The organism is Peribacillus sp. B65 (assembly GCF_058513295.1).
In genome coordinates, this window is the sequence record NZ_CP195840.1 from 2,494,013 (window position 1) to 2,518,800 (window position 24,788).

The window sequence follows — 24,788 nt, forward strand, 5'->3', positions numbered from 1 at the left end:
ACATCAACCCCTTTCCAAACCTTCCGACAATTGTTTCATTATTTCGACATATTTCATGATGTGTTTCTAAAAGGAACCGGAGGGGTATTGTAGAATCTAACTGTATAGTCTTAATTTAAGGAGGACTCACTTTATGAATTACAACGTACGCGGTGAAAACATTGAGGTAACTCCAGCAATTCGAGAATACGTCGAAAAGAAAATTGGCAAGTTAGAACGATATTTTAACAATACACCAGATGCAAATGTGTTAGTGAATTTAAAAGTGAACAATAATACATCAAAGGTCGAAGTGACGATTCCCATGCAGAATTTGGTTCTTCGTGCTGAAGAGGAAAATGCGGATATGTATGCTGCCATTGACTTGATCAATGATAAGCTTGAACGCCAAATTCGTAAACATAAAACGAAGGTCAATCGTAAGTTCCGGAACAATCTATCAGCTGCACCAGATGCATTCGCCTTCAATATGGAAGTTGACGAAGTGGTGGATGAATTCGAAGACGATAATGATATTGAAGTGGTCCGCAATAAGCGCTTTGATTTAAAGCCGATGGACAGTGAAGAAGCGATTTTACAAATGAATATGCTTGGTCACAGTTTCTTCGTTTACACGAATGCGGATACTAATACAACGAACGTAGTGTACCGCCGAAAAGATGGACGCTATGGATTGATTGAACCTAGTTAATTATTATTCTAAGATCAAAAGCACAGCCCAGCCTTTGGGTTGTGCTTTTTTAATGCCTGTTGATAGAATTCGTTTGAAAAGGAAAAGAATGATTGCTTCTTTTGTTCTCTATAAAATACAAATCAACGAAAAATCCTTTTGAAGAACAATTATTGTTCTTTATTAAGATAAATAGTCAGTTTTACCTATTTAATAACCCCCTTCTTTTGCACTATACTCAAATTGTAAGTTCTTTAAAAAGAACGGCTGATTTTTTATAAAAAACAATTTGATCAAGGTGCAGAGGGGTTGGATTACTTGTATCGAAAGAATTGCCATACTTGCCATAGGGCTTCTTTTAGCAGTGCGGAATATGGAAAGTGGCTTTGCCCGACCTGCGGTGAGGATTTAACTGCGCAAAAAGCCTTGGATGCACTTACAATGGAGAGAATCAATACAAAGCAACGATATATTAAGAAGAGCAATATTCACTATTATACAAAAAAACGAAAATGAATTAGTCTATGATAAATTACCTGCACTATGAATTTTCTTAATTTTGTAATAATTTGTCGGATAAAAGTTTTTGCATTTAGGTAGATTACCGACATAAAATAGCAATATATGGAGTGGGTATCCGTTATAATATGATTATAAGTAATGTATTTGGTAATAAATACCACGACAAAGGCAAACTTATTGAAAGATGAGGGCGCAAAGGCACAGGTCTAAGGTCCTCGAGACTAGGATGGCTGGTCTGCCTGAAATACAAGGAGTATTTTAGGAGGTAAAAGAGGTGGCTAATGTGGAAATGGATCATGAATGGGTGAAATTGATTTCAGAAGCAAGGAGCTTGGGTTTCAAAAAGGAGGAAATCAGTGCTTTTTTGAAACGGGAAAGCCTTGAAGTAACATTAGAGGAGAACAATGGAAAATAGCTTACGAAAAAGTTCGAGAACATCCCTATAAACAGTAATTCGATTCATTAGCTGTTTATAGGGTTTATTCTTCCTTGAGATTCTACAAGTCTAGCTTATTCAAACTGTATTCTTCAGGATTATGTAGGTAAACTAGTGTACTACCACTCTACTCTTCTTTATCTTTTCTCCATTTATTAAACTCGATGAATTCCCTGAATTGTTGTTTTGAGACACCCGAATTCATGGCTTCCTCAACGATTTTCATCCAGTCAGTGTCTAAGGTTTCCTTATTTGGTGCATCATAAAGCAGGGCATCAACAGGAATGTTTAGTACGGCGGAGATTTTTTCAAGAAATTGAATAGAAGGATTCGTTTGTAAGTTCCGCTCGAGCGAACTTAAATAAGACTTTGCCACACCCGCTTTATCGGCAAGTTCAGTCATCGACATTTTCTTTTCTTCTCGCAGTTTTTTTACACGTTCACCAATCATCAATACCACCTCGAAACATGTTCTATTTATCTTCCGCTAATAAGTGTCAGTAGCCAATCTTATCATTCAAAACAAGACGACTGTAAGGTTGGATTACCTTGACATGCTATCGCTAGAGAGGACACACAGCATCTAGTGATGGAAGGTTATGGATAATTCACATTTACATATGGAATAGTGGGGAGTTAGCAACATATTTTTTATACTTCCTTCTATTTTAACAGTTTTACTCCTCATTTATCCATTGTTTTTCGCAAGAATTGAATTCAGGTCTATACCAGGGAAGTGACATGAAGTTGTACCTCTATGATAGAAGTGGTAAAATTAAGCGTGCATTAGTAATAATAGAAGTGTGTTTCTTCTTACTTATATGAATTTTGTCATTGAACGATCATTACCATAATAGAGGAGCGTTATTGAATGCTTAATATATTAAATAAAGTTTTTGATCCGAATAAGCGAGAAATCAAACGTTTAGAAAAAATCGCCGATCAGGTCGAAGCGCTGGCTGATGAGACGGCGGGGTTATCGGATGAACAGTTGCGTGCCAAAACGGGTGAATTTAAAGAGCGTTATCAAAATGGGGAAACCGTTGATGATTTGCTTGTTGAGGCTTTTGCGGTTGCACGTGAAGGGGCAAAGCGTGCTCTGGGCTTATATCCTTATCGTGTTCAAATCATGGGTGGGGCATCACTTCATGATGGAAATATCTCCGAGATGAAAACAGGGGAAGGTAAAACCTTAACATCCACCATGCCGGTTTATTTAAACGCGCTTACCGGTAAAGGTGTACATGTCGTTACTGTCAATGAATACTTGGCACACCGTGATGCCACCGAGATGGGTGTATTGTATGATTTCCTTGGTTTGACCGTCGGGTTGAATTTGAACAGTCATTCTAAAGAAGAAAAACAGGCGGCGTACAATGCTGACATTACGTACAGTACGAATAATGAGTTAGGTTTTGATTATCTTCGTGACAATATGGTGTTATATAAAGAACAAATGGTACAGCGCCCGCTGCACTTCGCTGTCATTGATGAGGTCGATTCGATTTTGATCGATGAGGCAAGAACGCCATTGATCATTTCCGGCTCTGCACAAAAATCGGCTCAGCTGTATATCCAGGCCAATGCGTTTGTAAAAACCTTGAAAAAAGAAACCGACTACACATATGATGAAAAGACAAAAGGTGTTCAGCTGACGGAAGATGGGATGAATCGAGCTGAAAAAGCGTTTAATATCGATAATTTATTCGATATTAATCACGTTACTTTGAATCATCATATCAATCAGGCGTTAAAGGCACATGTTTCCATGCATTTGGATGTGGATTATGTTGTCCAGGAAGGCGAGATAGTCATCGTTGACCAATTCACTGGCCGTTTGATGAAAGGCCGCCGTTACAGTGAAGGTCTCCACCAGGCGATCGAAGCGAAAGAAGGACTTGAGATTCAAAATGAAAGCATGACTCTTGCGACGATTACATTCCAGAACTATTTCAGGATGTATGAAAAGCTTTCAGGTATGACCGGAACAGCCAAAACGGAAGAAGAAGAATTCCGCAATATTTATAATATGAATGTAATTGCGATCCCGACAAACAGGAATATCATCAGGGACGACAGGGCAGATCTTATATACGCGACAACTGATGGCAAATTCAAGGCTGTTGTGGAAGACATCGCCGAACGCTATACAAAGGGTCAGCCTGTGCTTGTCGGTACGGTTGCCATCGAAACATCTGAAGTCATATCTGCCTATTTATCCAAAAAAGGAATCCCTCACGATGTTTTGAATGCCAAGAACCATGAGCGTGAAGCGGAAATCATTGCGAATGCAGGTAATCAAGGCTCAGTTACGATCGCTACGAACATGGCAGGGCGCGGTACGGATATCAAGCTTGGAGAAGGTGTCAAGGAGCTTGGGGGCCTTGCTGTAATCGGTACGGAACGTCATGAAAGCAGGCGTATAGATAACCAGCTGCGTGGTCGGTCCGGCCGTCAGGGAGATCCAGGGGTCACTCAATTCTATTTATCAATGGAAGATGAATTGATGCGCCGCTTCGGTTCGGATAACATGAAAAACATGATGGCGCGCCTTGGTATGGATGATTCCCAGCCAATTCAAAGCAAAATGGTGACAAGGGCCGTTGAATCCGCACAGAAACGGGTCGAAGGCAATAACTTCGATTCACGTAAGCAATTACTGCAGTATGATGATGTTCTCCGTCAACAACGGGAAATTATCTATAAACAGCGTTTCGATGTCATGGAAAGTGACAACTTACGTGAAATCGTCGAAACGATGATCACGGCATCCATCCAGCGAAATGTTGTCGCGTTTGCACCAATGGGTGATGAGGAAGGCTGGAATTTACAAGGCCTTGTCGATTACCTGAATGGTAACCTATTCAATGAAGGTTCAATCACTGTAGCTGATTTGGAAGGGAAAAATGAATCGGAATTGGTTGAGTTCATTTTAGCAAAAGTGAAAGAAAGCTATGACCAAAAAGAAGAAGAGCTATCTGAAGAACAAATGCGTGAATTCGAAAAAGTAATCGTTCTTCGTGCCGTCGATAGCAAGTGGATGGACCATATTGATGCGATGGAGCAATTGCGCCAAGGGATCCACCTTCGTGCTTATGGCCAGATTGATCCGCTTCGTGAATATCAATCAGAAGGTTTCGCAATGTTTGAAGCGATGATTGCTTCAATGGAAGATGAAGTCGCAAAATACATCATGAAGGCCGAAATCCGAAACAATTTGGAACGTAAGGAAGTCATAAAAGGACAAGCGGTCAATCCGAAAGAAGAAGACGGGGGAAAAGTGAAAAAAGCCCCTGCCCGTAAAAAGGAAGACGTTGGCCGAAACGCGTTATGCCCATGCGGCAGCGGTAAAAAATATAAGAATTGCCATGGCAATTTAGGTTAAAGTTAGGTGTATAATGATTATGGGACGGTTAAGTGTAAGGCTTGCCGCCTCTTTTCATGTTTTGTTTGCATAAAGGTATACATTTGCATATAGTTTGGAGAGGTTTTATTTGTAATGAAGGGAATCCCTCTTCAGGGATTTTTTTTAACATACTTAATGAGGTGAAGAGAAATGGAATTAGCAGAAATTAGAAATGAACTTGAACGGACAGCGCAACGATTAACGGACTTTAGGGGGTCTCTTTGACTTAGATGAAAAAGAGGCACGAATCGCACAGCTAGAAAATGAGATGACACATCCCGATTTTTGGAATGATCAGCAAAAGGCACAAACTGTCATCAATGAAACGAATGGTTTAAAAGAACAAGTCAATCAATTATCCGACCTGAATGAATCATATGAAAATCTGGATTTGACATATGAATTAGTGAAAGAGGAGAACGATCAAGAACTTTTAGCGGAGCTGGAAGAAGAGATCACGGTTCTTGCACAAAAGATGAACGACTTTGAACTTCAACTTTTACTAAGTGAAGAATATGACTCGAAAAATGCCATTCTTGAACTGCATCCTGGTGCAGGCGGAACGGAGTCCCAGGATTGGGGTTCCATGCTGCTGCGCATGTATACAAGATGGGGTGAAAAAAGAGGCTTTAAAGTGGAAACCCTTGATTACCTTCCAGGTGATGAAGCTGGTATCAAGAGTGTCACTTTAATTTTCAAAGGCCATAACGCCTATGGTTATTTGAAAGCGGAAAAAGGGGTACACCGTCTTGTTCGTATTTCTCCTTTCGATTCCTCAGGACGACGCCATACTTCATTCGTTTCATGTGAAGTCATGCCGGAATTCGATGAAACGATCAATATAGAAATACGTACGGAAGATTTGAAAGTCGATACGTACCGGGCAAGTGGTGCAGGTGGTCAGCATATCAATACAACGGACTCGGCAGTCCGGATCACCCATATACCTACGAACACCGTGGTAACGTGCCAAAACGAGAGATCTCAAATCAAAAACAAGGCCCAAGCAATGAATATGCTGAAAGCCAAATTGTATCAACGTGAAATTGAACAGCAACAAGCGGATTTGGATGAAATCCGTGGTGAGCAAAAGGAAATTGGCTGGGGAAGCCAAATTCGTTCTTATGTTTTCCACCCGTATTCCATGGTTAAAGATCACCGTACCAGTGCGGAGACCGGAAACTTGGGAGCTGTCATGGATGGCGATATCGATATGTTCATTGATGCGTACTTGCGTTCAAAATTATAAGATCAGCCAGTCGGACCGGTTTCCACGGTCCGACTTTTTTTATTTTTTCCTTTTTAACGAATCTTCTGGCTGACATTTACAGGATTGAAAAGGGATGCTCTACCTCGTTCGGCCAATACTAGATAATAATGATGGTTCGAGGAGACTTATGCAAAATGAAGAAAAGATACCGGGAGCAGAAGCACCCTTTAATTCAAAAGTTAACGGAGTATGGATTGGTGATTGTCGGTTCATCCATAATTGCCATTGGTTTTAATGTATTCTTACTGCCTAACCAGGTCGCATCTGGCGGGGTCAGTGGAATTAGCACGATTCTCGGTTCAACTCTCGGTTGGGAGCCAGCCTACGTTCTTTGGGGTTTTAATATCCCTTTGTTCATTGCGGGGCTTATTATCCTTGGAAGACATTTCGGAGCCAAAAGCTTGATTGGAACCTTGTTTCTGCCTTTAGTGGTATTTCTGACAAAGGATTGGGATGCATGGACGAATGATGCATTGCTTGGTTCGATTTGCGGAGGGATGATGGTCGGACTTGGGCTGGGGATCGTCTTTCGAGGGAAGGGTTCCACAGGCGGGACCGATTTGGCGGCACAGATTTTCCATAAGTATACCCATCTGTCATTAGGAACCTGTGTGGCAGTCATTGATGGAATCATCGTTTTAAGTGCTGCCATCGTTTTTGATATTGAAAAAGGGCTTTATGCATTGATTGGATTGTATGTGACAAGCAAGACGATAGACCTCGTCCAGGTTGGATTGAACCGTTCGAAGATGTCATTAATCATCACGAATAAAGAAATGGAAGTAAGGGATGCTATCATACATGAGCTGGACCGGGGTGTAACAGGCATATCCGGGTATGGCGGCTATACAGATGTTACTCGTCCAATTTTGATGTGCGTAATAGACCAGTCAGAATTCACCAAATTGAAACAATTGGTGAAACTCGTTGACCCTAAAGCGTTTGTAATTGTAATGGACGCATCGGAGGTACTTGGGGAGGGTTTTAAACTGGATTGAAATTGGTATAATGTTCTTGTGCTGGTATAAATCAGAGGGGGTAAATTCAATGAAAATGAAGTGGTTAGCCTTAATTTTGGGTACTTCTTTGGCCTTGGCTGCATGCGGTGGGAACGATGATGCTGCAGATAAAGAGCCTGCAAGTGAAAATAATGAAACGACTACGGCAGATGCCGGTGATGCCGCAAAAATTTATGAAAACAAATGTTCAAGTTGTCATGCAGTGAATCTTGAAGGCGGCGTAGGACCGAATTTAACGAAGGTCGGTTCTAAGCTATCAAAAGCAGACATCGAAAAAGTCATTGCGAATGGTCAAGGCGGAATGCCAAAAGGTATAATCCAGGGCAAGGAAGCGAGCATGGTCGCTGAATGGCTTGCTGAACATAAATAATGATTAATGAAACGTCCTGCTTAGCAGGACGTTTCATTTAGCCTCCTTTAATAAACCTCGTGACAACTCACATTTAACCCCCTTTTCAAGCAATCAAATCCTGGAATTATTACATAGATGTTGATATATGTCTAACTGAAATGAAACTGTAATATTTTTTATGCTTAATTTGACAAAATATGATGTTATAATGTTTCTGTGCTCAAGTAAGAGAGTTTCCTGTCAGATTTCAGTGAAAATTGTCGAAAAAGCTGTAGGTACATAGTGATAATCCAAGCAAATTAGGTGGTTTTAGAATGATAGAAATGATAGATGTGAAAAAGACATATCCAAATGGCGTAATTGCCATTAATGGAATCAATGTGAAAATAAAGGCAGGCGAGTTCGTTTATGTAGTGGGTCCGAGCGGTGCCGGAAAATCGACCTTCATCAAAATGATGTATAGGGAAGAAAAGCCTACAAGCGGTAATATCTTGGTCAATGGCCTTAGCCTGCCAAGTATCCGCAATTCGAAAGTTCCTCTATTCCGCCGTAATATCGGTATGGTATTCCAAGATTTTAAACTCCTTCAAACATTCACTGTATATGAAAATGTTGCTTTTGCCATGGAAGTTATTGAAAAGGAACCAGAAGAAATCAAAAAGAGAGTCATGGAAGTCCTTGATCTGGTTGGCATTAAGCATAAAGCAAGAATGCTGCCTTCCGAGTTATCTGGTGGGGAACAGCAAAGGGTTGCAATAGCACGTTCGATCGTCAATGATCCCAAGGTAGTCATAGCCGACGAGCCTACAGGTAATCTTGATCCCGAAACATCATGGGAAATCATGAACATATTTGAAGAAATTAATAAACGCGGAACTACACTTGTCATGGCCACTCATAATAGGGACATCGTCAACAATATTAAACGACGTGTCATTGCCATTGAAAGTGGAAAAATAGTTCGCGATGAACATCGAGGTGATTACGGATATGAAATTTAGAACATTGCTCCGTCACTTCCGTGAAAGTTTTAAAAATATTGGCCGTAATGGATGGATGACGTTTGCTTCAGTCAGTGCAGTAACGGTCACTCTAACTTTGGTTGGCGTCTTTTTAGTGCTCATGATGAATTTAAATCATATCGCGGGAAATGTGGAGAAAGATGTCGAAGTTCGTGCACATATTGATAATGCGGCGAATGATGACGATATAAAAGCTATAGGTAAGCAAATTACGGAGATAAACGGCATTGAATCAGTGATTTTCTCTCCAAAAGATGAAGAGCTTACTAATTTAATAGATGATTTAGGAGATAATGGTGAGGCTTTTAAACCATTTGAACAGGATAACCCATTAAGGGACGTTTATGTTATCAAAACGAAATCTCCGCAAGATGTCATCAAGGTGGCAAAAAAAATCGAAGGTTTTGAGTATATCCAAAGTGTTAAATATGGACAAGGCTACGTCGAGAAACTATTCAGCTTTGTTAATATTGCTAGAAACATAGGGATCGTCCTTATTGTAGGTTTACTATTTACTGCAATGTTCCTGATTTCGAATACGATTAAAATTACCATTGTAGCCAGAAGGAAAGAAATTGAGATCATGAGATTGGTAGGAGCAACGAATACGTTCATCCGTTGGCCATTCTTCTTGGAAGGACTGTGGTTGGGAGTCCTCGGTTCCATAATTCCGATAGGTCTGATTGCAGTACTCTACTACAATCTTTATAAATATGCAGCACCGCAGATTACGTTCAAATTCATCGATTTCCTGCCTGCAAATCCGTTTATTTATCAAGTTTCGGCCATCCTCATCGTAATTGGAGCCGTTATCGGTATATGGGGCAGCTTGATGTCCGTCAGGAAGTTCTTGAAAGTATAAAAGTGTATCTTTGCTCGAAAGCCATAAGAACACAGACATAAATAGAGAGACGTTACAAGCACGGATGTAACGGGTTGAAAGGGGAAATGAAACGTGAAAAAAAATATCATTGCCATGAATGCCTCCATCATGATCGGGTTGGGAAGCATTCTAGCGGCACCTTCGGTTTATGCTGAGTCGATTTCGGACTTAGAAAAACAGAAAGAATCCATTCAGGAAAAACGTTCGGGTGTTGAATCGAATATTTCCGAAACTGAAAAGAAAATCGATAACCTGCAGGATAAGCAAATGACAGCAGAAGACCAAATCGCTGCCATTGAAGCGAAAATTGCAGAGTCCGCAAAGAAAATCGATGCTAAAAATGCTGAAATTACACAAACGAAAAAAGAAATCGAGGCATTGAAAGAAGAGATTAAAGTATTAAAAGAGCGGATCGCCAAACGTAATGAAGTATTGAAGGAAAGGGCACTTTCTTTCCAGGAGACTGGCGGGGACGTGAACTACCTTGAAGTATTATTCGGATCATCCAGTTTTGGGGATTTAGTTGACCGTGTCGGAGCTGTAGCAACAATCGCTGAAGCGGACCGCGATATTTTAAAGCAGCATGAGCTTGATAAAAAGGATCTGGAAGAAAAGCAAAATGCCGTTGAAACGAAGCTTGCCAGTTTAGAAGTGGCAAAAGCTGAACTATTGGAGATTCAAAAGCAACAAAAACAGCAGAAGCAAGAAAAGGATGCTTTAGTTAAGAAATTAAAGCAACAAACTGAAAAGCATGAACATGAGAAGATGGGTCTAGAGGAAGAAAAAGCGAATCTTGCTGCTCAAGAAAAAGCCATCAAATCTGCCATCAGCTTAGAGCATCAACGTCTAGCCGAATTGGAAGCAGCTCGTAAAAAAGCGGCAGCTGAAGCGAAAAAACGTGCAGAGCAAGAAGCGGCACAAGCGGCTGCACAAGCAGCATCACAAGCATCGGAATCAAAAAAACAATCCACTTCTTCAGGATATAGTGCAAAAAGCAACAGTTCATCAGCGCCATCAACTTCACAACCTTCGTCTAATGTAAGTTCAGCGCCAGCTGTATCATCTGGTACTTTCACTAGACCAAGTGCAGGATATGTATCTTCAACAATGGGTGAACGTTGGAATAAACAGCATGCCGGCATCGATATCGCTGCTAGCGGAACGGTTCCAGTTGTAGCGGCAGCCGACGGAGTCGTAAGCCGTTCTTACTTCTCAAGTTCATACGGTAACGTCGTCTTCGTTACCCATTCAATCGGCGGTCAGCAATGGACTACTGTGTATGCACACTTAAGTTCTAGACAAGTAGGCGAAGGTGCTGTAGTTGCCAAAGGTCAACAAGTTGGCATCATGGGTAACACAGGACATTCCTTCGGTCAGCATTTACACTTTGAGTTACATAAAGGTCCATGGAATTATAGCAAGTCAAATGCTGTTAATCCATTAAACTATATACCTAATTAATACCCAATATATGAACGAAAAAACAGATCAGGATAAATTCCTTGTCTGTTTTTTTTTTGTAGTGTCACCATTTTCTATAAGCATATTCTTTCCATTCCCATCATATAGTGAAATACATATCAGGTCAGAAATGGGGATAAATATGGTCAAAAAATGGGTACTTCCTCTAGCAATCATCATGTCACTAGCCATTGGAGCAGTGGGGGGCATATATTGGACAAGCCTTCCTGCCAAGAATGAAGCAAAGGATGAAAGTCAAGAAATAACGAAGGATAAGGAATGGGCAAAAGTGGAACAAGCTTACGGCTTGATCGTAAGTCAGTATGTAGAACAGGTGGACGGCTCCAACCTGGTGGAGGGTGCCATCCAAGGTATGCTGTCAGCGCTGAAAGATCCATATTCCGTATATATGGACAAGGAGACCGCCAAGCAATTCAATGAAACCCTGGACTCCTCTTTTGAAGGGATCGGGACTGAAATCGGAATGGAAGATGGTAAGGTCATAATTGTTTCTCCTTACAAAGACTCTCCTGCTGAAAAAGCTGGATTAAAGCCGAAAGATCAAATCCTTAAGGTGAATGGTGAAAGTGTAGAAGGTTTGGATCTGTATGAAACACGCCTGAAAATCCGTGGCAAAAAAGGATCTCCCGTCAAAATGGAAATAAAGCGGGCAGGGGTGGATAATCCACTTGAATTCAATATGGTGCGTGCCGAAATTCCGTTGGATACCGTATTTTCATCAATTAAAGAAGTTGCAGGAGAACAAATCGGTTATATCGAGTTGACCACTTTCTCGGAAAATACTGCATCTGATTTCAAAAAGCAGATGAAAGAGCTCGAAAAGAAGGGAATCAAGGGCTTGGTCATAGATGTACGCGGCAACCCAGGTGGCCTTCTTTCTAGTGTGGAAACGATTCTTGGCGAGTTTATCACAAAAGACAAGCCATATTTGCAAATTGCAGAAAGAACGGGCGAAACGCAATCGTTTTTTACAAGCCTTAAGAAAGCGAAAAGTTATCCCATTGCCGTCTTGACGGATAAAGGGAGCGCCTCAGCCTCGGAAATCCTGGCAGGCGCGATGCAAGAGGCGGGAGGCTATCCATTGGTTGGCGAGAAGACCTTCGGGAAAGGCACAGTACAGCAGGCTGTACCAATGGGTGATGGCAGTAAGATTAAACTTACATTATATAAGTGGCTGACGCCTTCAGGGAACTGGATCCATAAAAAAGGGATCGAGCCGACAATCAAAGTGAAACAACCGGAGTATTTTGATGCACATCAGCTGGCCATTGAGAAGGTGTTGCAGCGGGATATGAATGATGAACAAATCCAGTATGCCCAAAGCATTCTGAAAGGACTTGGATTTGAACCGGGCCGTGAGGATGGATATTATGATTGGAGTACAGAAATCGCAGTAAAAGCATTCCAAAAACAATTTGGCCTGGAAGTGACTGGTAAGCTGGACGCTAAAACCGCAGCACATTTGGAATCCGCCATTCTGGATAAGATCCAGGATGAAGATAATGATATTCAGTTACGCACGGCTTTGAATTATTTAGTGAAGTAACTTGATGGCACCGTTCCCCTTGGAGCGGTGCCTCTTTTGCATTTGTTTGAGTTCGCCTGCGAACATGGAGGCAGATTAGGGGAAACTTTAGATAAAGCTACTTTTTCTGCATCTTAATAGGCATGGAGGCTACATTTTTGATAGAATAGGAGGTAACTGACCAGAACGAAATTGACAAAATTTTGATTACATTTGAGGATGGTGGAAAGAAATTGACAACGGATTGGCTGATAGCATGCTTAATGGGATTAGGAAAACTCTTCCTTCATCCTTTGCTTTATGTTTCGATTGCCTATTGTTTATTCATCGGCTATCTTCGCGTTAAACGGGAACGCCATGATTTTAATACGAAGATTTACAGTTTTTCCATGGAGCTGCGTTCCATGTTACCTCAAGGATTGATATGGGGATTGATCCTTTCCTTCCTTACGCTGGCTACTGGACTCGCCATTCCTATGGCGGCGCTGCTCATCATGACAGTGGTAACGATTTTGTCCATGCTATCCATGAAAAGGAGGTTTGTTTCCCCCGTTTATACAGTGGGACTCACCTTCTTTATCCTTTTCTTTTTATATGATAGAGATATCAAGCTTACGTTCTTTCAGGATGCCTTTAATCAGCTGGATCGGTCCGTATATCCGACACTTGTCATTTTAATTGGGTTATTATTGATTGCTGAAGGGTTCTTGATTGTTGGCAACGGAAGTAAAAAGGTCTCTCCCCAGTTGGAGGTATCCAAGAGGGGGCAGCCGATAGGTGTGTATGTATCACAGCGAATCTGGCTAATTCCCATGTTCGTCATGGTTCCTGGAGGACAACTTCCAATTCCTTTCGAATGGTATCCAGTTTTTTCAATCGGGGATGTATCCCTGTCGCCGATCGTACTGCCCATATTAATCGGCTTTAGGCAAAAAGTGCATGGGACGCTCCCTGAACTGGCCATTAGGGCGCAAGGCAAAAAGGTAGGGGCATTGGGAATTATGATTACGCTTTTGGCGGCAGTTGGTTACTGGTATCCCCCATTGGCAATCATGACGGCTGTTTTAGCAATCCTCGGTCGTGAATTTCTGCATTATTCCCAAAAGGCAATGGATCAAAAGCTTCCTTTTTATTTTTCGAAAAGTAAGTTGGGTGTCCAGATCTTAGGCGTTATCCCTCAATCTCCGGCAGATAAAATGGGGTTGCTAAAAGGCGAGGTCATTTCGAAAATAAATGGTGTCGTCGTCAGGGAAGAAGAAGAGTTATACAGGGCCCTCCAAATAAACCGGGCACATTGCAAGCTTGAGGTCATCGATAATAATGAACAGATTCGTTTTGTGCAAAGAGCTCTATTTGACGGGGAGCATTACGAATTGGGCCTCTTATTCGTTGACGATCAATTGAAGGAAAGCGGACAAGTGGGATAATGACACATTAATATAAAATAAAAGGCCTTTCTCGAATTATATCGAGAAAGGCCTTTTTCAATGGAAACGTGTTATTACTTTTCAAGCATGATCTTTTCTATATCTTCAAGCATTTTATTAGCTGCAATTACTCCGCCAGCTGTATTCCATGTTGCGTCGCTAACCTCATGGGCATTTCCGTTTTTGACTGCATCAAGGTTTTTCCAAAGTGGATCATTCGTCCATTCTTTTGCTGTGCTTAGGGCTTGTTTGTCGCCTTCAGGAGCGTAAGTGAAGTAGAAGAGAATATCTCCATCCATTTTAGGGATGACTTCTTTTCCAACCTCAATGGCAAGGTTGCCTAATTTATTATCTGCAGTGAAGAGTTCCTTCTGTTGTTCTGCACGTTTAAATCCTAATTGATCGAAAATCACTCCAGAGAATGAATCAGTGTAATAAATACGAGTAGTTCCAGCCATGAAACGAACAATGGAAACTTCTTGATTTACTTTATCACCCAATTTAGCTTTAAGATCTTCAGTGTTTTTATCGAATTCTGCAATTACATCGTTCCCTTTTTCTTCAAGGTTCAAGGCTTTTGCATATAGTTTAAAGTTTTCTTTCCAATCTCCTCTTAACGTTTCCGAGAAAACGGTAGGGGCGATTGCATTTAATTTATCATAAACAGCTTCTTGGCGTATCTTGCTTCCGATAATCAAGTCAGGCTTCAGTGATGCGATTTTCTCTAAGTTAACTTCATGTTCAACACCAACAACTTCGACCCCATCCATATCATCTTTAATATGGTCGTACCAAGGGTCACCAAGCCATGATTGAACGGCACCAACAGGTTTAATCCCTAAAGCAATCAATGCTTCAGTGCCTTCATTTGTTAAAACGACCACTCTTTTAGGCGTTTCTTTCAACTCGGCAGTGCCCATGGCATGCTCAATTGTGTAGCTTTTCTCCTCTTTCTTGTCTTCAGCTTTATTTCCATCGGCCTTTTCATCCGAATTCCCGCAAGCTGCTAGAAGGAAGACTGCAAATATTGTAAAAATCGTTAATAAAGACTTAAATCTAAACATCTATGTATCCCTCCCAATTTGTCAGCAAATGATAATCATTCGCACTTAACAGCACCATCATAAAATGAATATACTTTTCTGTCAATATATAATTGAAAATGATTCTCAAATTCGTTGACATAATCCTGTTTAGACCAGTAAAATATTACTATACAAACGTGATTGGAAAGGTAACTGGATATGTTATTAAAAAATTCATGGCAGAAATGGATGGGGCTGTTCATTACCATTCTTTTGCTGCTATTTTTACTGTGCTCAAGCATTGTATACGGTTATACAGATACAACGTGGAAAATGGCCATCGATGCTTTTACCGATTTCAATGGGACGAACGAACACATTGTCATTCAATCAGTCAGACTTCCGCGGGCCCTGATAGCTTCGGCAATCGGTGCAAGTTTGGCCATTTCCGGGGTGTTAATGCAAACGCTAACTAAAAACCCCCTCGCGTCTCCAGATATATTCGGGGTCAACGCCGGGGCGGGATTGGCGGTTGTAACAGGTGTCACCGTTTTTGGAATAAGTAATCTTCAAGTATTCACATGGCTGTCATTCATAGGGGCGGCCATAGCCGCGATAAGCATATATATGATTGGAAGCATGGGGCGAGGCGGCTTGACACCTATGAAGCTGACATTGGCTGGTGCAGCCATGACGGCCATGGTAGCTTCACTTACACAAGGTCTTCTTGTCTCTAATGAGGCTCTTTTAGAGCAAGTCCTATTCTGGCTTGCCGGATCCGTCTCCGGTAGAAGTCTGGACAATTTAGTTGCTGTTCTGCCTTATCTTGTCGTAGGCTGGGGCCTTGCCTTGATCATGTCCGGTAAAATGAATGTGTTGTCCATAGGTGAGGATGTTGCAAAAGGTCTTGGATTGAATATAGTTTTCCTTAAGTTGGTTCTGGGGCTGGCAATCATCCTTCTCGCTGGCGGATCAGTGGCGGTTGCGGGTCCGATTGGCTTTATAGGAATCGTCGTTCCACATCTTACCCGTTCTATAGTAGGCATCGATCATCGCTGGCTGATTCCCTTCTCTGGACTTTTCGGGGCGGTGCTTTTGATTGCGGCCGATGTCATATCCAGGTATATCCTGATGCCTCGAGAAGTTCCGGTCGGAGTCATGACAGCCATAATAGGGACCCCATTCTTTATTTATATAGCTAGAAAGGGGTTCAGCGGTCGATGAAGTCATATAAGAGCTTTCGTTTGTTTAATGAAAAAATATCATTCTTGATGGATAAAAAAGCTATGATCGTGATTTTCATATTATTTGTAGTCACTTCACTAGTGTTTGTGATCAGTACTGGCGTGGGTGAAATGAATATAAATCCGCTAAGTGTCCTCCAGGTCCTTTTCGGAGGGGGAACGGAGAGCGATCGGCTTATCATCCAATCTTTCCGCCTGCCTAGAATAATTGTTGCCCTGTTGGTGGGGATGGGCCTTGCTGTTGCTGGCGGAATCCTTCAAGGGATGATTCGGAATCCACTTGCTTCGCCTGATATCTTGGGGATAACGGGAGGAGCGACAGTGGCGGTCGTTGGATTCTTGGCCATTTTTAGTGATAAGAATCATTCATTAACGGTGAGCATCAATTGGCTGCCGTTAGCTGCGTTCATTGGGGCGACAGTCGTGGCCTTACTTGTTTATTCATTAGCCTGGAAAAATGGAGTTCCCCCGATCAGGCTTGTGTTGATCGGAATTGGGGTGATGGCCTTAATGAAGGCACTCACTACGATGATGATGATTCTTGGTCCAGTCTATCAAGCGAGCCAGGCCAACCTTTGGATCACGGGGTCAGTGTCTAACTCCACCTGGAATAATATCGCTGTTCTGGCACCATGGACGATTCTATTCCTATTAATCGCCTTCCTGTATGCCAGAAATATTAATTTACAGGAGCTTGGCGATGACCTTGCAACGGGTCTTGGGGGACATGTCCAAAAACAACGGTTTACATTATTGATGATCAGTACGGCCTTGATTGGCGGTTCCACAGCTTTTGCTGGAGGAATAGGCTTTGTTGGATTAATGGCCCCACACATGGCCAGAAGGCTTGTTGGTTCTAGTTTTGGAGTGTTACTGCCCACTTCAGCTTTGCTTGGCGGCATCCTGGTTATGGTGGCGGATTTGATTGGACGGACCCTATTCTCACCTTTGGAAATACCGGCTGGTGTCTTCACAGCGAGCATCGGGGCACCATACTTCATTTATTTACTTTATAAAACGAGGAATTCGTAACACCGGTAAATGTAGAAAGAAGCAGCCATCCCTAGGATGGCTGCTTCTTTATTAATTAAGCTTCTTTTGCAACTTCGATTTCGATGGTAAGCGTGATTTGATCGCCGATCAGTACGCCGCCTGTTTCTAAAGCTGCGTTATAGGTTAAACCATAATCACTGCGTTTGACTTTACCTTTTCCGCTAAAGCCTGCTTTTTCATTTCCCCATGGATCTTTTCCTTGGCCTTCGAAGGTGATGCTGAAAGTTTCTTCTTGTGTGATTCCATTAAGAGTCACATTTCCAGTTACATCGTATTCATCTTCATCCGTTTTCACAATTTTTGTTGATTTGAATGTTAATGTAGGGTTTTTTTCTACATCAAAGAAGTCAGCGGAACGCAAGTGATTATCCCGGTCTGCATTGCGTGTGTCAATACTGGCCACATCAACGGTAAAATCGATCTCTGCAGTTGTTAGATCCAATGGGTTTGCAAGAATGTTTGCTTCGAACTTATTAAAACTTCCTTTTACTTTAGCGATCATCATATGTTTTACGGAAAATTCAATAGCACTGTGAGTCGGGTCGACTGTCCATTTTGTATTGGTCATGATAATTCCTCCTAATTATTAATCTTGAATTTATATATCTTTAATTTGAGATATCTTAACTTAATGTAATTATAAGAGGTGGAAGCAATAGTGTCAACTGAAAGTTTTCCTTAATTTTGAAAACATGAAAAACCCTGTGCATTTATGAGGCACAGGGTTTTTCATTATGAAGAAAAGTAAAGCTGACTACCTTAATTAATTGGCATGATCTTTCTCTTCTTGATCGGTCACTTTACTTGGCCAAAAGGCATGGCGGCCAAGCAGGGCGGTAATCGCAGGAACAAGGAACGGGCGCACAATGAATGTGTCCATTAACACACCAAGAGCAGTAATGAGCCCGAATTGAACCAATACTTGAATCGGAAGTGTGGCTAGAACGGAAAAAGTGGCTGCCAAGATTATTCCGGCGGAAGTGATGACACCGCTAGTTTCGGCAACGCCTTTTCTGATGGCCTGCTTGATTGGCATCGTTTCTTTCTTACGCCAAATGCTTGAAACCATGAAAATGTTATAGTCTTCTCCAAGTGCAACAAGGAATACGAAAGAATAAAGTGGAATCGTCCCCTCTATGGCATCGACACCCATGAAATAGTGCAGGATTATCCAACCTAAGCCCATAGCAGCAAAGAATGAGAGAATTACTGTCCCCATTAAATACACCATGGCTGTCACAGATCGCAAGTAGGCTAAAAGGAGTAAGGAAATCAGGACGATGATGATCGGGATGATCATGAATTCATCTGCCTTTACGGTATCCCTTTTATCGAATTGCGTCGCAGTTTGCCCGCCAATCCAAACCTTATCTTCGACGGAAGATATATTGGCGGCCTTCAATTCTTTCTCCGCAATTGTGCGGATTTCCGGAATGGAATCAATTGCCTCGATATCATATGGGTTGATGTTGAATTTGACCTCATAGGATTGCAGATCTTCATTGGATTTACTTGTGACTGGATCAGCCACACTTTCAACAATATTCATCCCTTCTAATGTCGGCGCTAAATCGATATCTTCACCATTCGTGTCTACAACCACTGTGGCTGGTGCCAGTTCACCCGGTGAGTACGAGTCGGAAATGACAGAATAGCCTTCACGGGAGTTCATATCTTCAGGAAAGGAAGAGAGAATATCATATGAATATTTTATTTGTGAAGAATATCCAGCTAATACACTGAAGATGATCAAGCATGTAAGAATGACGGTCCATGGCTTGGTTGTGACGATATGACCAATCCAGTTACCGATGCGGCCTTCTTTATGCTTTTTGACGGCTTTTCCCTTTTTCTTGGCCCGTATTTCTTCCATTTCTGGTGTACGCGGAACGATTGGGTAGAAGGAAGCCCTTCCGAATACAGAAAGCAATGCCGGTACAAGTGTTAAAGCTGCCAGCATCATGATTAAGATGGACAAGCTGAATGGTACAGCGAAACGGTGGTAGGCTCCGTATTTCGCTACAAGCAATGTTAGCAGCGAGATGACGATCGTAAGGCCGCTCATCGCAATGGCGCCTGATGAATCTTTAAATGCGGAGATCATGGCTTTCCGTTTGCTTTCATGATTTCTTAATTCACTTCTGTAGTGAGAAATTAAAAATAGACAATAATCCGTTCCGGCACCGAATAATAATACGGTCATGATCGAAATGGCCTGTGAATCGACTGTAATCCAACCATGATCTGCCATGAATCCAAGGATCGGGCTTGTGACAATATAGGCGAATCCTACTCCGATTAAAGGGATGATGGCTAAAAGCGGGGAACGGTAAATGAGTAATAATACGACAAGTACAAGTATTACGGTCGCTAATAGCAATTTGAAATCAGCACCTGAAAATAATCCTGTTGCATCGACGGATATCCCTACAGGGCCTGTCACTCGAAGTGATAATTCATCTGAATCTGTAGGGACCTTGAATGGGTCAGATCCAATACGTTCCGAAACTATTTCATTAATGCTCTCAAGATTTTTTTCAAGAATTTCAGTCTCGGTCTTTTCTTTAAAGAAAAGCGGCTGTACGAAAGTCGTTCCATCTTCTGAAACCGAGCCTTGAAGAGCAGGCAACGGAATTTCATGAAGCGGCGGTAAAAAAGATTGCTGTATCAAAGGGTTATCTGTCAATTCCTTGGAAAGGTACTGGATTTCGGCCAAGTCGGCCTCTGTCAGTCCACCTTCCCGATGCCATGTAAGCAGGGCAGGTATTCCAGAGGAATTTGGAAACTCTTCTTTAATAAGTTCATCAGCCACGACGGAAGGTGAGTCTTCAGGCAAGTCGGCGGCATTATTTGCTGTTCGATCATTAACGGCAGGCAATGTGATGGTTAATCCGATTGCTGCAATTATCCATACAGCAATGACAACCCAACGACTGATTTTTCCTGTCATCATCCTGCCAAGTTTTCCTAATATTGATTCGTCCAATGAAGGCACCCCGCTTTTTGAATTTTTTATCCTTAGTTCATTATAATGGTGTGCTGTTGACATATACAAAAATGGGTATGCTCACTCCAACTACTAAATGCTTCAAGTCGTTAATGGCATGAAAATCTGCTCATCGATATATAGGGGAAAAGTACTTATTTACTAATTTCAATTAAATTTTGAAGATTGAAGAGTTAAATATAGGAGATAGGGGAAAGTATAGTATTATTATGGCTTTTATTAACAAAGGAGGGATTTTTTTGTCTGATAAATCAAAAAAAACAAATGATGAATCGAAAGAAACATTAACGAACAGGCAAGGGCACCCGGTAACGAATAACCAGAGTATTAGAACTGTAGGGAACAGAGGACCTAGTACACTTGAGAACTATGATTTCCTGGAAAAAATCAGCCACTTCGATAGGGAGCGTATCCCTGAACGGGTTGTGCATGCCCGCGGTGCAGGTGCGCATGGTTATTTCGTTCCGACCGGTAAAGCGGGGGACGAGCCGATTTCAAAATATACGAGAGCGAAGGTTTTTCAGGAAGAAGGTAAAAAAACCCCGGTATTCGTGAGATTTTCATCTGTTATTCATGGAGGGACGTCCCCGGAAACGTTACGTGACCCAAGGGGATTTGCCGTTAAATTTTATACGGAAGACGGAAACTGGGATCTTGTAGGCAATAACCTGAAAATTTTCTTTATCCGTGATGCCATGAAATTCCCGGATTTGATTCATGCCTTCAAACCGGATCCGGTCACGAATATTCAGGACGGCAGGAGGATTTTCGATTTTTGCTCGAGTTCGCCTGAAACATTCCATATGGTTACCTTTGTGTTTTCCCCATGGGGCATTCCAGCTAACTATCGCATGATGCAAGGATCAGGGGTCAATACTTATAAATGGGTGAATGAGGAAGGGAAAGCAGTGCTTGTCAAGTATCATTGGGAACCGAAACAAGGGATCAAGAACCTGACACAGCAAGAGGCCAATGAAATTCAAGCTACGAATTTCAATCATGCCACACAGGATCTTTATGAAGCGATCGAACGCGGTGACTATCCTGAATGGGATCTCAACGTACAGATCATGAGTGATGATGATCATCCTGAGTTGGATTTCGATCCGTTGGATGATACGAAGATCTGGCCGAAAGATGAGTTCCCTTGGCTGCATGTCGGTACGATGGTATTGAATAAAAACCCTGAAGACTATTTCACTGAAGTCGAACAGGCTGCATTCGGCACAGGTGTCCTAGTGGATGGACTGGACTTTTCTGATGACAAGATGTTACAGGGACGTACATTCTCTTATTCCGATACACAGCGTCACCGTGTTGGCGCGAATTATCTGCAATTGCCGATCAATGCTCCGAAAAAACGAACAGCCACGAATCAGACTGGCGGACAGATGCAATATGAAGTTGGCAGAGGCAGCCAAAGCCCCCACATCAACTACGAACCATCAACTGTCGGCGGCTTGAAAGAAGCCAAGCAGACGGGCAAGGAGCATACACCTATGGTGGAAGGGAAAATTGTTCGTGAGACAATCGATCGTCAAAATAATACGAAACAGGCCGGGGAAACATTCCGTGAATTCGAGGATTGGGAAAAGGACGATTTAATTTCCAATTTAGTGGCGGCATTGGCTCCTGCCGACAAGCGCATTCAGGAAAAAATGATAGCACTTGCCGAAGAGGCCGATGAAGAGTATGGCCGCAGATTGAAAGAGGGACTGGCCTCGGCTTCTGAACATACGGAATCTTCAAAACCACTGGGCGGGTCGGATAACCCTGAGGATGCCGTTAGTAAAGGACATGAAGCGGATCCATATTGATGGGACTAAAAAAGAGGCAAACTTCCCTATAAAGGGGTTTGCCTCTTTTTTTAATGGGCATAATTGATGGAAGTGTGGAAGATTCTTCTGATGATGCCTTGAAAATCAAGTGGGAAATTGATTGGCAAAAAACTTGATAATCATTTAAACTGAAACTACTCTATTTTTCTCTTATAAAGGAGATGAAAAAATGATTAAATTTCTTTCTGCCCTTTTCCTTCCTTGTCTACTCGTCATGCTATTTTCAAGGGTCACCTATAACAATGTCGTGGGCCTTGTTTTAACTGTTGCCTTGATTACAGCTTCCGCATATAAAGGTTATACGCATACAAACTTATTGATCATCGTCGATGCCTTATCCCTAACAGTGGGATTTTGGTTATCAAAAAGAATGATGAAACGTACATCCAAGAGCGCCTGACACAAAAGGTGCTTTTTTTGTACCCAAACTTGTCATTCCCCTCAACACATCATGAAGTCCATAAAACAAAAATAGAATGGATGTTCGCTTATTGCTGGTTTGTTTTAAGGCTATTGTGGTAGAATGTGTATATATGCTTTATCAAACCGGAATAAATAGAAGGGATATAGTTATGTCCCGTTTTCATATAAAAATATTTCAATAGGAGGCTATGCTTGGTGAAGGATAAGTTTGAGTTAGTCTCAAAATACTCTCCTCAAGGAGATCAGCCGGCAGCAATTGAAATGCTGGTCGAAGGGATTAAGGAAGGCAAGGAAATGCAGACGTTATTGGGGGCGACAGGGACAGGGAAAACGTTCACCGTTTCCAATGTGATTCAAAGAATCAATAAACCGACTCTTGTCATTGCCCACAATAAAACGTTGGCAGGGCAGCTTTATAGTGAGTTCAAAGAGTTCTTCCCTAATAATGCCGTTGAGTACTTCGTTAGCTATTATGATTACTACCAGCCGGAGGCTTATGTTCCATCCACGGATACATTCATCGAGAAAGATGCAAGCATCAATGATGAAATCGATAAACTGCGTCACTCGGCAACCTCGTCTTTGTTCGAAAGGAAAGATGTCATCATCATTGCCAGTGTTTCGTGCATATATGGACTCGGTTCTCCTGAAGAGTACCGGGAGATGGTCGTTTCCCTCCGAACAGGCATGGAGATAGACCGGAATGCCTTGCTGCACAGACTCGTTGATATTCAATATGAACGTAATGATATTGCTTTCCAACGGGGGACCTTCCGCGTTCGCGGCGACGTGGTTGAAATTTTCCCGGCCTCACGTGATGAACATTGCGTACGGGTCGAGTTTTTCGGGGATGAGATTGACCGTATTCGTGAAGTCGATGCCCTGACTGGCGAAATTACCGGTGAACGGGATCATATCGCCATTTTCCCGGCTTCCCACTTCGTAACCCGCGAAGAGAAAATGCGGATAGCCATTCAAAATATCGAAACGGAACTGGAAGAACGATTGAAGGAATTAAGGGAAGATGAAAAACTCCTTGAAGCGCAGCGCTTGGAGCAGCGGACCCGTTATGATCTGGAAATGATGCGTGAAATGGGCTTTTGTTCAGGGATCGAGAACTATTCCCGCCATTTGACGCTTCGTCCCTCAGGTGCGACACCATACACTTTAATAGATTACTTTCCAGAGGATTTCCTATTGGTCGTGGATGAATCACACGTAACCCTCTCGCAAATCCGCGGAATGTTCAATGGAGATCAGGCGCGTAAGCAAGTGCTCGTCGATCATGGCTTCCGTCTGCCGTCTGCGAAAGATAACCGCCCGCTAAGATTTGAGGAATTTGAAAAAAAGGTCCATCAATCCATATTCGTTTCGGCAACTCCGGGACCATATGAACTCGAACATACCCCGGAAATGGTTCAGCAGATCATCCGTCCTACCGGATTGCTGGATCCGACGGTGGAAGTGCGGCCGATTGAAGGGCAAATAGATGACTTGATCGGTGAAATACAGGAGCGCGTCAAAAAGAACGAGCGTGTGCTCATAACGACCTTGACGAAAAAGATGTCTGAGGATTTAACTGATTATTTAAAGGAAATCGGCATCAAGGTCCAATATCTTCATTCGGAAGTGAAGACCTTGGAAAGGATAGAAATCATCCGGGAACTTCGAATGGGCAAATATGATGTTCTAGTTGGAATCAATCTTTTAAGGGAAGGCCTCGATATTCCGGAAGTGTCGTTAGTGACCATTCTGGATGCCGATAAAGAAGGGTTCCTTCGCTCGGAACGTTCGCTTATTCAAACGATGGGCCGTGCAGCCCGTAATGCGAACGGCCACGTCATCATGTATGCAGACCGAATCACGAATTCGATGGAACTTGCCATCAATGAAACGAGGCGGCGCCGTGAAATCCAGGAAAATTATAATAAAGAGCATGGAATATTGCCTCAAACCATTCAAAAGGATATCCGCGACTCCATAAGGGCGACTCATGTTGCCGAAGAAGGCGAAGAGTATAAGGAAGACCTTGCACCAAGCCTCGCGAAGCTTCCTAAAAAAGAGCGTTTAAAAGTAATGGCAAGCATGGAAAAAGAAATGAAGGAAGCGGCAAAGGCACTGGACTTCGAGCGAGCTGCCGAGCTGCGTGATTTATTACTAGAGTTAAAAGCGGAAGGGTGACGA

21 protein-coding genes and 1 riboswitch are annotated in these 24,788 nt (G+C 42.3%); of the genes, 17 read left to right on the top strand and 4 right to left on the bottom strand.

All coding sequences use genetic code 11. The annotated features are described in order from the left end of the window. Positions 1-133 precede the first annotated feature (133 nt). From hpf to sinI, 3 genes are all read left to right on the top strand, one after another. Positions 134-691 (top strand): ribosome hibernation-promoting factor, HPF/YfiA family, encoded by a 558-nt coding sequence (gene hpf / locus ACSR9O_RS12195; protein ID WP_137016562.1) that lies wholly within the window; start codon positions 134-136, stop codon positions 689-691. Between the two features lie 297 nt (positions 692-988). Then, positions 989-1,186 carry a hypothetical protein gene (locus ACSR9O_RS12200; RefSeq protein ID WP_491724461.1) on the top strand — a complete coding sequence of 66 codons (198 nt, stop codon included), beginning with the start codon at positions 989-991 and terminating at the stop codon, positions 1,184-1,186. A 163-nt stretch (positions 1,187-1,349) separates the two neighbouring features. Then, positions 1,350-1,435: riboswitch (cyclic di-GMP riboswitch) on the top strand. 31 nt (positions 1,436-1,466) lie between these two features. Beyond that, entirely contained in the window at positions 1,467-1,607 is a 141-nt protein-coding gene (gene sinI / locus ACSR9O_RS12205) for a DNA-binding anti-repressor SinI (RefSeq protein WP_491724462.1), read from the top strand. A 148-nt stretch (positions 1,608-1,755) separates the two neighbouring features. Here the strand turns inward: sinI and ACSR9O_RS12210 are convergent, their stop codons facing one another. After that, positions 1,756-2,079 (bottom strand): helix-turn-helix domain-containing protein, encoded by a 324-nt coding sequence (locus ACSR9O_RS12210; protein ID WP_063233922.1) that lies wholly within the window; start codon positions 2,077-2,079, stop codon positions 1,756-1,758. Between the two features lie 420 nt (positions 2,080-2,499). On the opposite strand from ACSR9O_RS12210, the gene secA reads away from it, so the two are divergent. The 9 genes from secA to ACSR9O_RS12255 all read left to right on the top strand — a co-directional run bounded on the left by secA (position 2,500) and on the right by ACSR9O_RS12255 (position 14,014). Then, positions 2,500-5,013 (top strand): preprotein translocase subunit SecA, encoded by a 2,514-nt coding sequence (secA, locus tag ACSR9O_RS12215; protein WP_101223752.1) that lies wholly within the window; start codon positions 2,500-2,502, stop codon positions 5,011-5,013. A 171-nt stretch (positions 5,014-5,184) separates the two neighbouring features. Continuing rightward, positions 5,185-6,283 (top strand): peptide chain release factor 2 gene (prfB, locus tag ACSR9O_RS12220; protein WP_230176154.1). Its coding sequence is split into 2 segments (ribosomal slippage): positions 5,185-5,247 and positions 5,249-6,283, totalling 1,098 coding nucleotides; the frame shifts between segments, so codons are not numbered across the junction. Between the two features lie 155 nt (positions 6,284-6,438). After that, entirely contained in the window at positions 6,439-7,302 is an 864-nt protein-coding gene (locus ACSR9O_RS12225; protein WP_101223750.1) for a YitT family protein, read from the top strand. 49 nt (positions 7,303-7,351) lie between these two features. Then, the gene (gene cccB / locus ACSR9O_RS12230; protein WP_230176155.1) at positions 7,352-7,693 is read left to right on the top strand and encodes a cytochrome c551; all 342 of its coding nucleotides are present in this window, start codon (positions 7,352-7,354) and stop codon (positions 7,691-7,693) included. 296 nt (positions 7,694-7,989) lie between these two features. Beyond that, positions 7,990-8,676 carry a cell division ATP-binding protein FtsE gene (ftsE, locus tag ACSR9O_RS12235; protein WP_063233927.1) on the top strand — a complete coding sequence of 229 codons (687 nt, stop codon included), beginning with the start codon at positions 7,990-7,992 and terminating at the stop codon, positions 8,674-8,676. Further along, positions 8,666-9,559, top strand: a complete 894-nt coding sequence (ftsX, locus tag ACSR9O_RS12240; RefSeq protein ID WP_101223748.1) for a permease-like cell division protein FtsX — start codon at positions 8,666-8,668, stop codon at positions 9,557-9,559. Before ftsE ends, ftsX begins: the two co-directional genes overlap by 11 nt. A 93-nt stretch (positions 9,560-9,652) precedes the next feature. Then, positions 9,653-11,041: a murein hydrolase activator EnvC family protein gene (locus ACSR9O_RS12245; RefSeq protein ID WP_101223747.1), complete on the top strand. Its 1,389-nt coding sequence runs from the start codon at positions 9,653-9,655 to the stop codon at positions 11,039-11,041. Positions 11,042-11,183: 142 nt separating this feature from the next. Continuing rightward, positions 11,184-12,608, top strand: a complete 1,425-nt coding sequence (locus tag ACSR9O_RS12250) for a S41 family peptidase (RefSeq protein ID WP_101223746.1) — start codon at positions 11,184-11,186, stop codon at positions 12,606-12,608. Positions 12,609-12,790: 182 nt separating this feature from the next. Next, complete coding sequence (locus tag ACSR9O_RS12255) at positions 12,791-14,014, top strand: PDZ domain-containing protein (RefSeq protein ID WP_491724463.1); 1,224 nt, start codon at positions 12,791-12,793, stop codon at positions 14,012-14,014. Between the two features lie 74 nt (positions 14,015-14,088). Here ACSR9O_RS12255 and ACSR9O_RS12260 read toward each other — a convergent pair whose 3' ends face one another. Then, positions 14,089-15,078, bottom strand: coding sequence for an ABC transporter substrate-binding protein (locus ACSR9O_RS12260; protein ID WP_063595771.1), 990 nt, complete (start codon positions 15,076-15,078; stop codon positions 14,089-14,091). 180 nt (positions 15,079-15,258) lie between these two features. Between ACSR9O_RS12260 and ACSR9O_RS12265 the strand changes: the two genes are divergently transcribed. Continuing rightward, on the top strand, positions 15,259-16,263 hold the full coding sequence (locus ACSR9O_RS12265; RefSeq protein ID WP_491724464.1) for a FecCD family ABC transporter permease: 1,005 nt from the start codon (positions 15,259-15,261) through the stop codon (positions 16,261-16,263). Continuing rightward, on the top strand, positions 16,260-17,315 hold the full coding sequence (locus tag ACSR9O_RS12270; protein WP_101223743.1) for a FecCD family ABC transporter permease: 1,056 nt from the start codon (positions 16,260-16,262) through the stop codon (positions 17,313-17,315). The genes ACSR9O_RS12265 and ACSR9O_RS12270 overlap by 4 nt, the downstream gene beginning before the upstream one ends. 55 nt (positions 17,316-17,370) lie before the next feature. Here the strand turns inward: ACSR9O_RS12270 and ACSR9O_RS12275 are convergent, their stop codons facing one another. Together ACSR9O_RS12275 and ACSR9O_RS12280 are read right to left on the bottom strand one after the other, a co-directional pair. Beyond that, positions 17,371-17,904, bottom strand: a complete 534-nt coding sequence (locus tag ACSR9O_RS12275; RefSeq protein ID WP_101223742.1) for a YceI family protein — start codon at positions 17,902-17,904, stop codon at positions 17,371-17,373. Between the two features lie 195 nt (positions 17,905-18,099). Then, the gene (locus tag ACSR9O_RS12280) at positions 18,100-20,322 is read right to left on the bottom strand and encodes an MMPL family transporter (RefSeq protein ID WP_491724465.1); all 2,223 of its coding nucleotides are present in this window, start codon (positions 20,320-20,322) and stop codon (positions 18,100-18,102) included. A gap of 260 nt (positions 20,323-20,582) precedes the next feature. Here ACSR9O_RS12280 and ACSR9O_RS12285 point away from each other — a divergent pair, with 260 nt between their 5' ends. The 3 genes from ACSR9O_RS12285 (at position 20,583) to uvrB (ending at position 24,785) form a co-directional block, all read left to right on the top strand. After that, complete coding sequence (locus tag ACSR9O_RS12285) at positions 20,583-22,160, top strand: catalase (protein WP_397315557.1); 1,578 nt, start codon at positions 20,583-20,585, stop codon at positions 22,158-22,160. Positions 22,161-22,350: 190 nt separating this feature from the next. Continuing rightward, entirely contained in the window at positions 22,351-22,581 is a 231-nt protein-coding gene (locus tag ACSR9O_RS12290) for a CsbA family protein (RefSeq protein ID WP_101223739.1), read from the top strand. Positions 22,582-22,799: 218 nt separating this feature from the next. Beyond that, a complete protein-coding gene (gene uvrB, locus ACSR9O_RS12295) occupies positions 22,800-24,785 on the top strand; it encodes an excinuclease ABC subunit UvrB (RefSeq protein WP_101224004.1) in 1,986 nt (661 codons plus the stop codon). The last annotated feature ends 3 nt before the right edge of the window (positions 24,786-24,788 follow it).

Coding starts and splice junctions, on each gene's coding strand:
- ACSR9O_RS12210 (WP_063233922.1), bottom strand. CDS start 2,079: ATGATTGGTGAACGTGTAAAAAAACTGCGAGAAGAAAAGAAAATGTCG.
- ACSR9O_RS12275 (WP_101223742.1), bottom strand. CDS start 17,904: ATGACCAATACAAAATGGACAGTCGACCCGACTCACAGTGCTATTGAA.
- ACSR9O_RS12260 (WP_063595771.1), bottom strand. CDS start 15,078: ATGTTTAGATTTAAGTCTTTATTAACGATTTTTACAATATTTGCAGTC.
- ftsE (WP_063233927.1), top strand. CDS start 7,990: ATGATAGAAATGATAGATGTGAAAAAGACATATCCAAATGGCGTAATT.
- cccB (WP_230176155.1), top strand. CDS start 7,352: ATGAAAATGAAGTGGTTAGCCTTAATTTTGGGTACTTCTTTGGCCTTG.
- ACSR9O_RS12225 (WP_101223750.1), top strand. CDS start 6,439: ATGAAGAAAAGATACCGGGAGCAGAAGCACCCTTTAATTCAAAAGTTA.
- ACSR9O_RS12265 (WP_491724464.1), top strand. CDS start 15,259: ATGTTATTAAAAAATTCATGGCAGAAATGGATGGGGCTGTTCATTACC.
- ACSR9O_RS12250 (WP_101223746.1), top strand. CDS start 11,184: ATGGTCAAAAAATGGGTACTTCCTCTAGCAATCATCATGTCACTAGCC.
- ftsX (WP_101223748.1), top strand. CDS start 8,666: ATGAAATTTAGAACATTGCTCCGTCACTTCCGTGAAAGTTTTAAAAAT.
- ACSR9O_RS12270 (WP_101223743.1), top strand. CDS start 16,260: ATGAAGTCATATAAGAGCTTTCGTTTGTTTAATGAAAAAATATCATTC.
- ACSR9O_RS12290 (WP_101223739.1), top strand. CDS start 22,351: ATGATTAAATTTCTTTCTGCCCTTTTCCTTCCTTGTCTACTCGTCATG.
- secA (WP_101223752.1), top strand. CDS start 2,500: ATGCTTAATATATTAAATAAAGTTTTTGATCCGAATAAGCGAGAAATC.
- hpf (WP_137016562.1), top strand. CDS start 134: ATGAATTACAACGTACGCGGTGAAAACATTGAGGTAACTCCAGCAATT.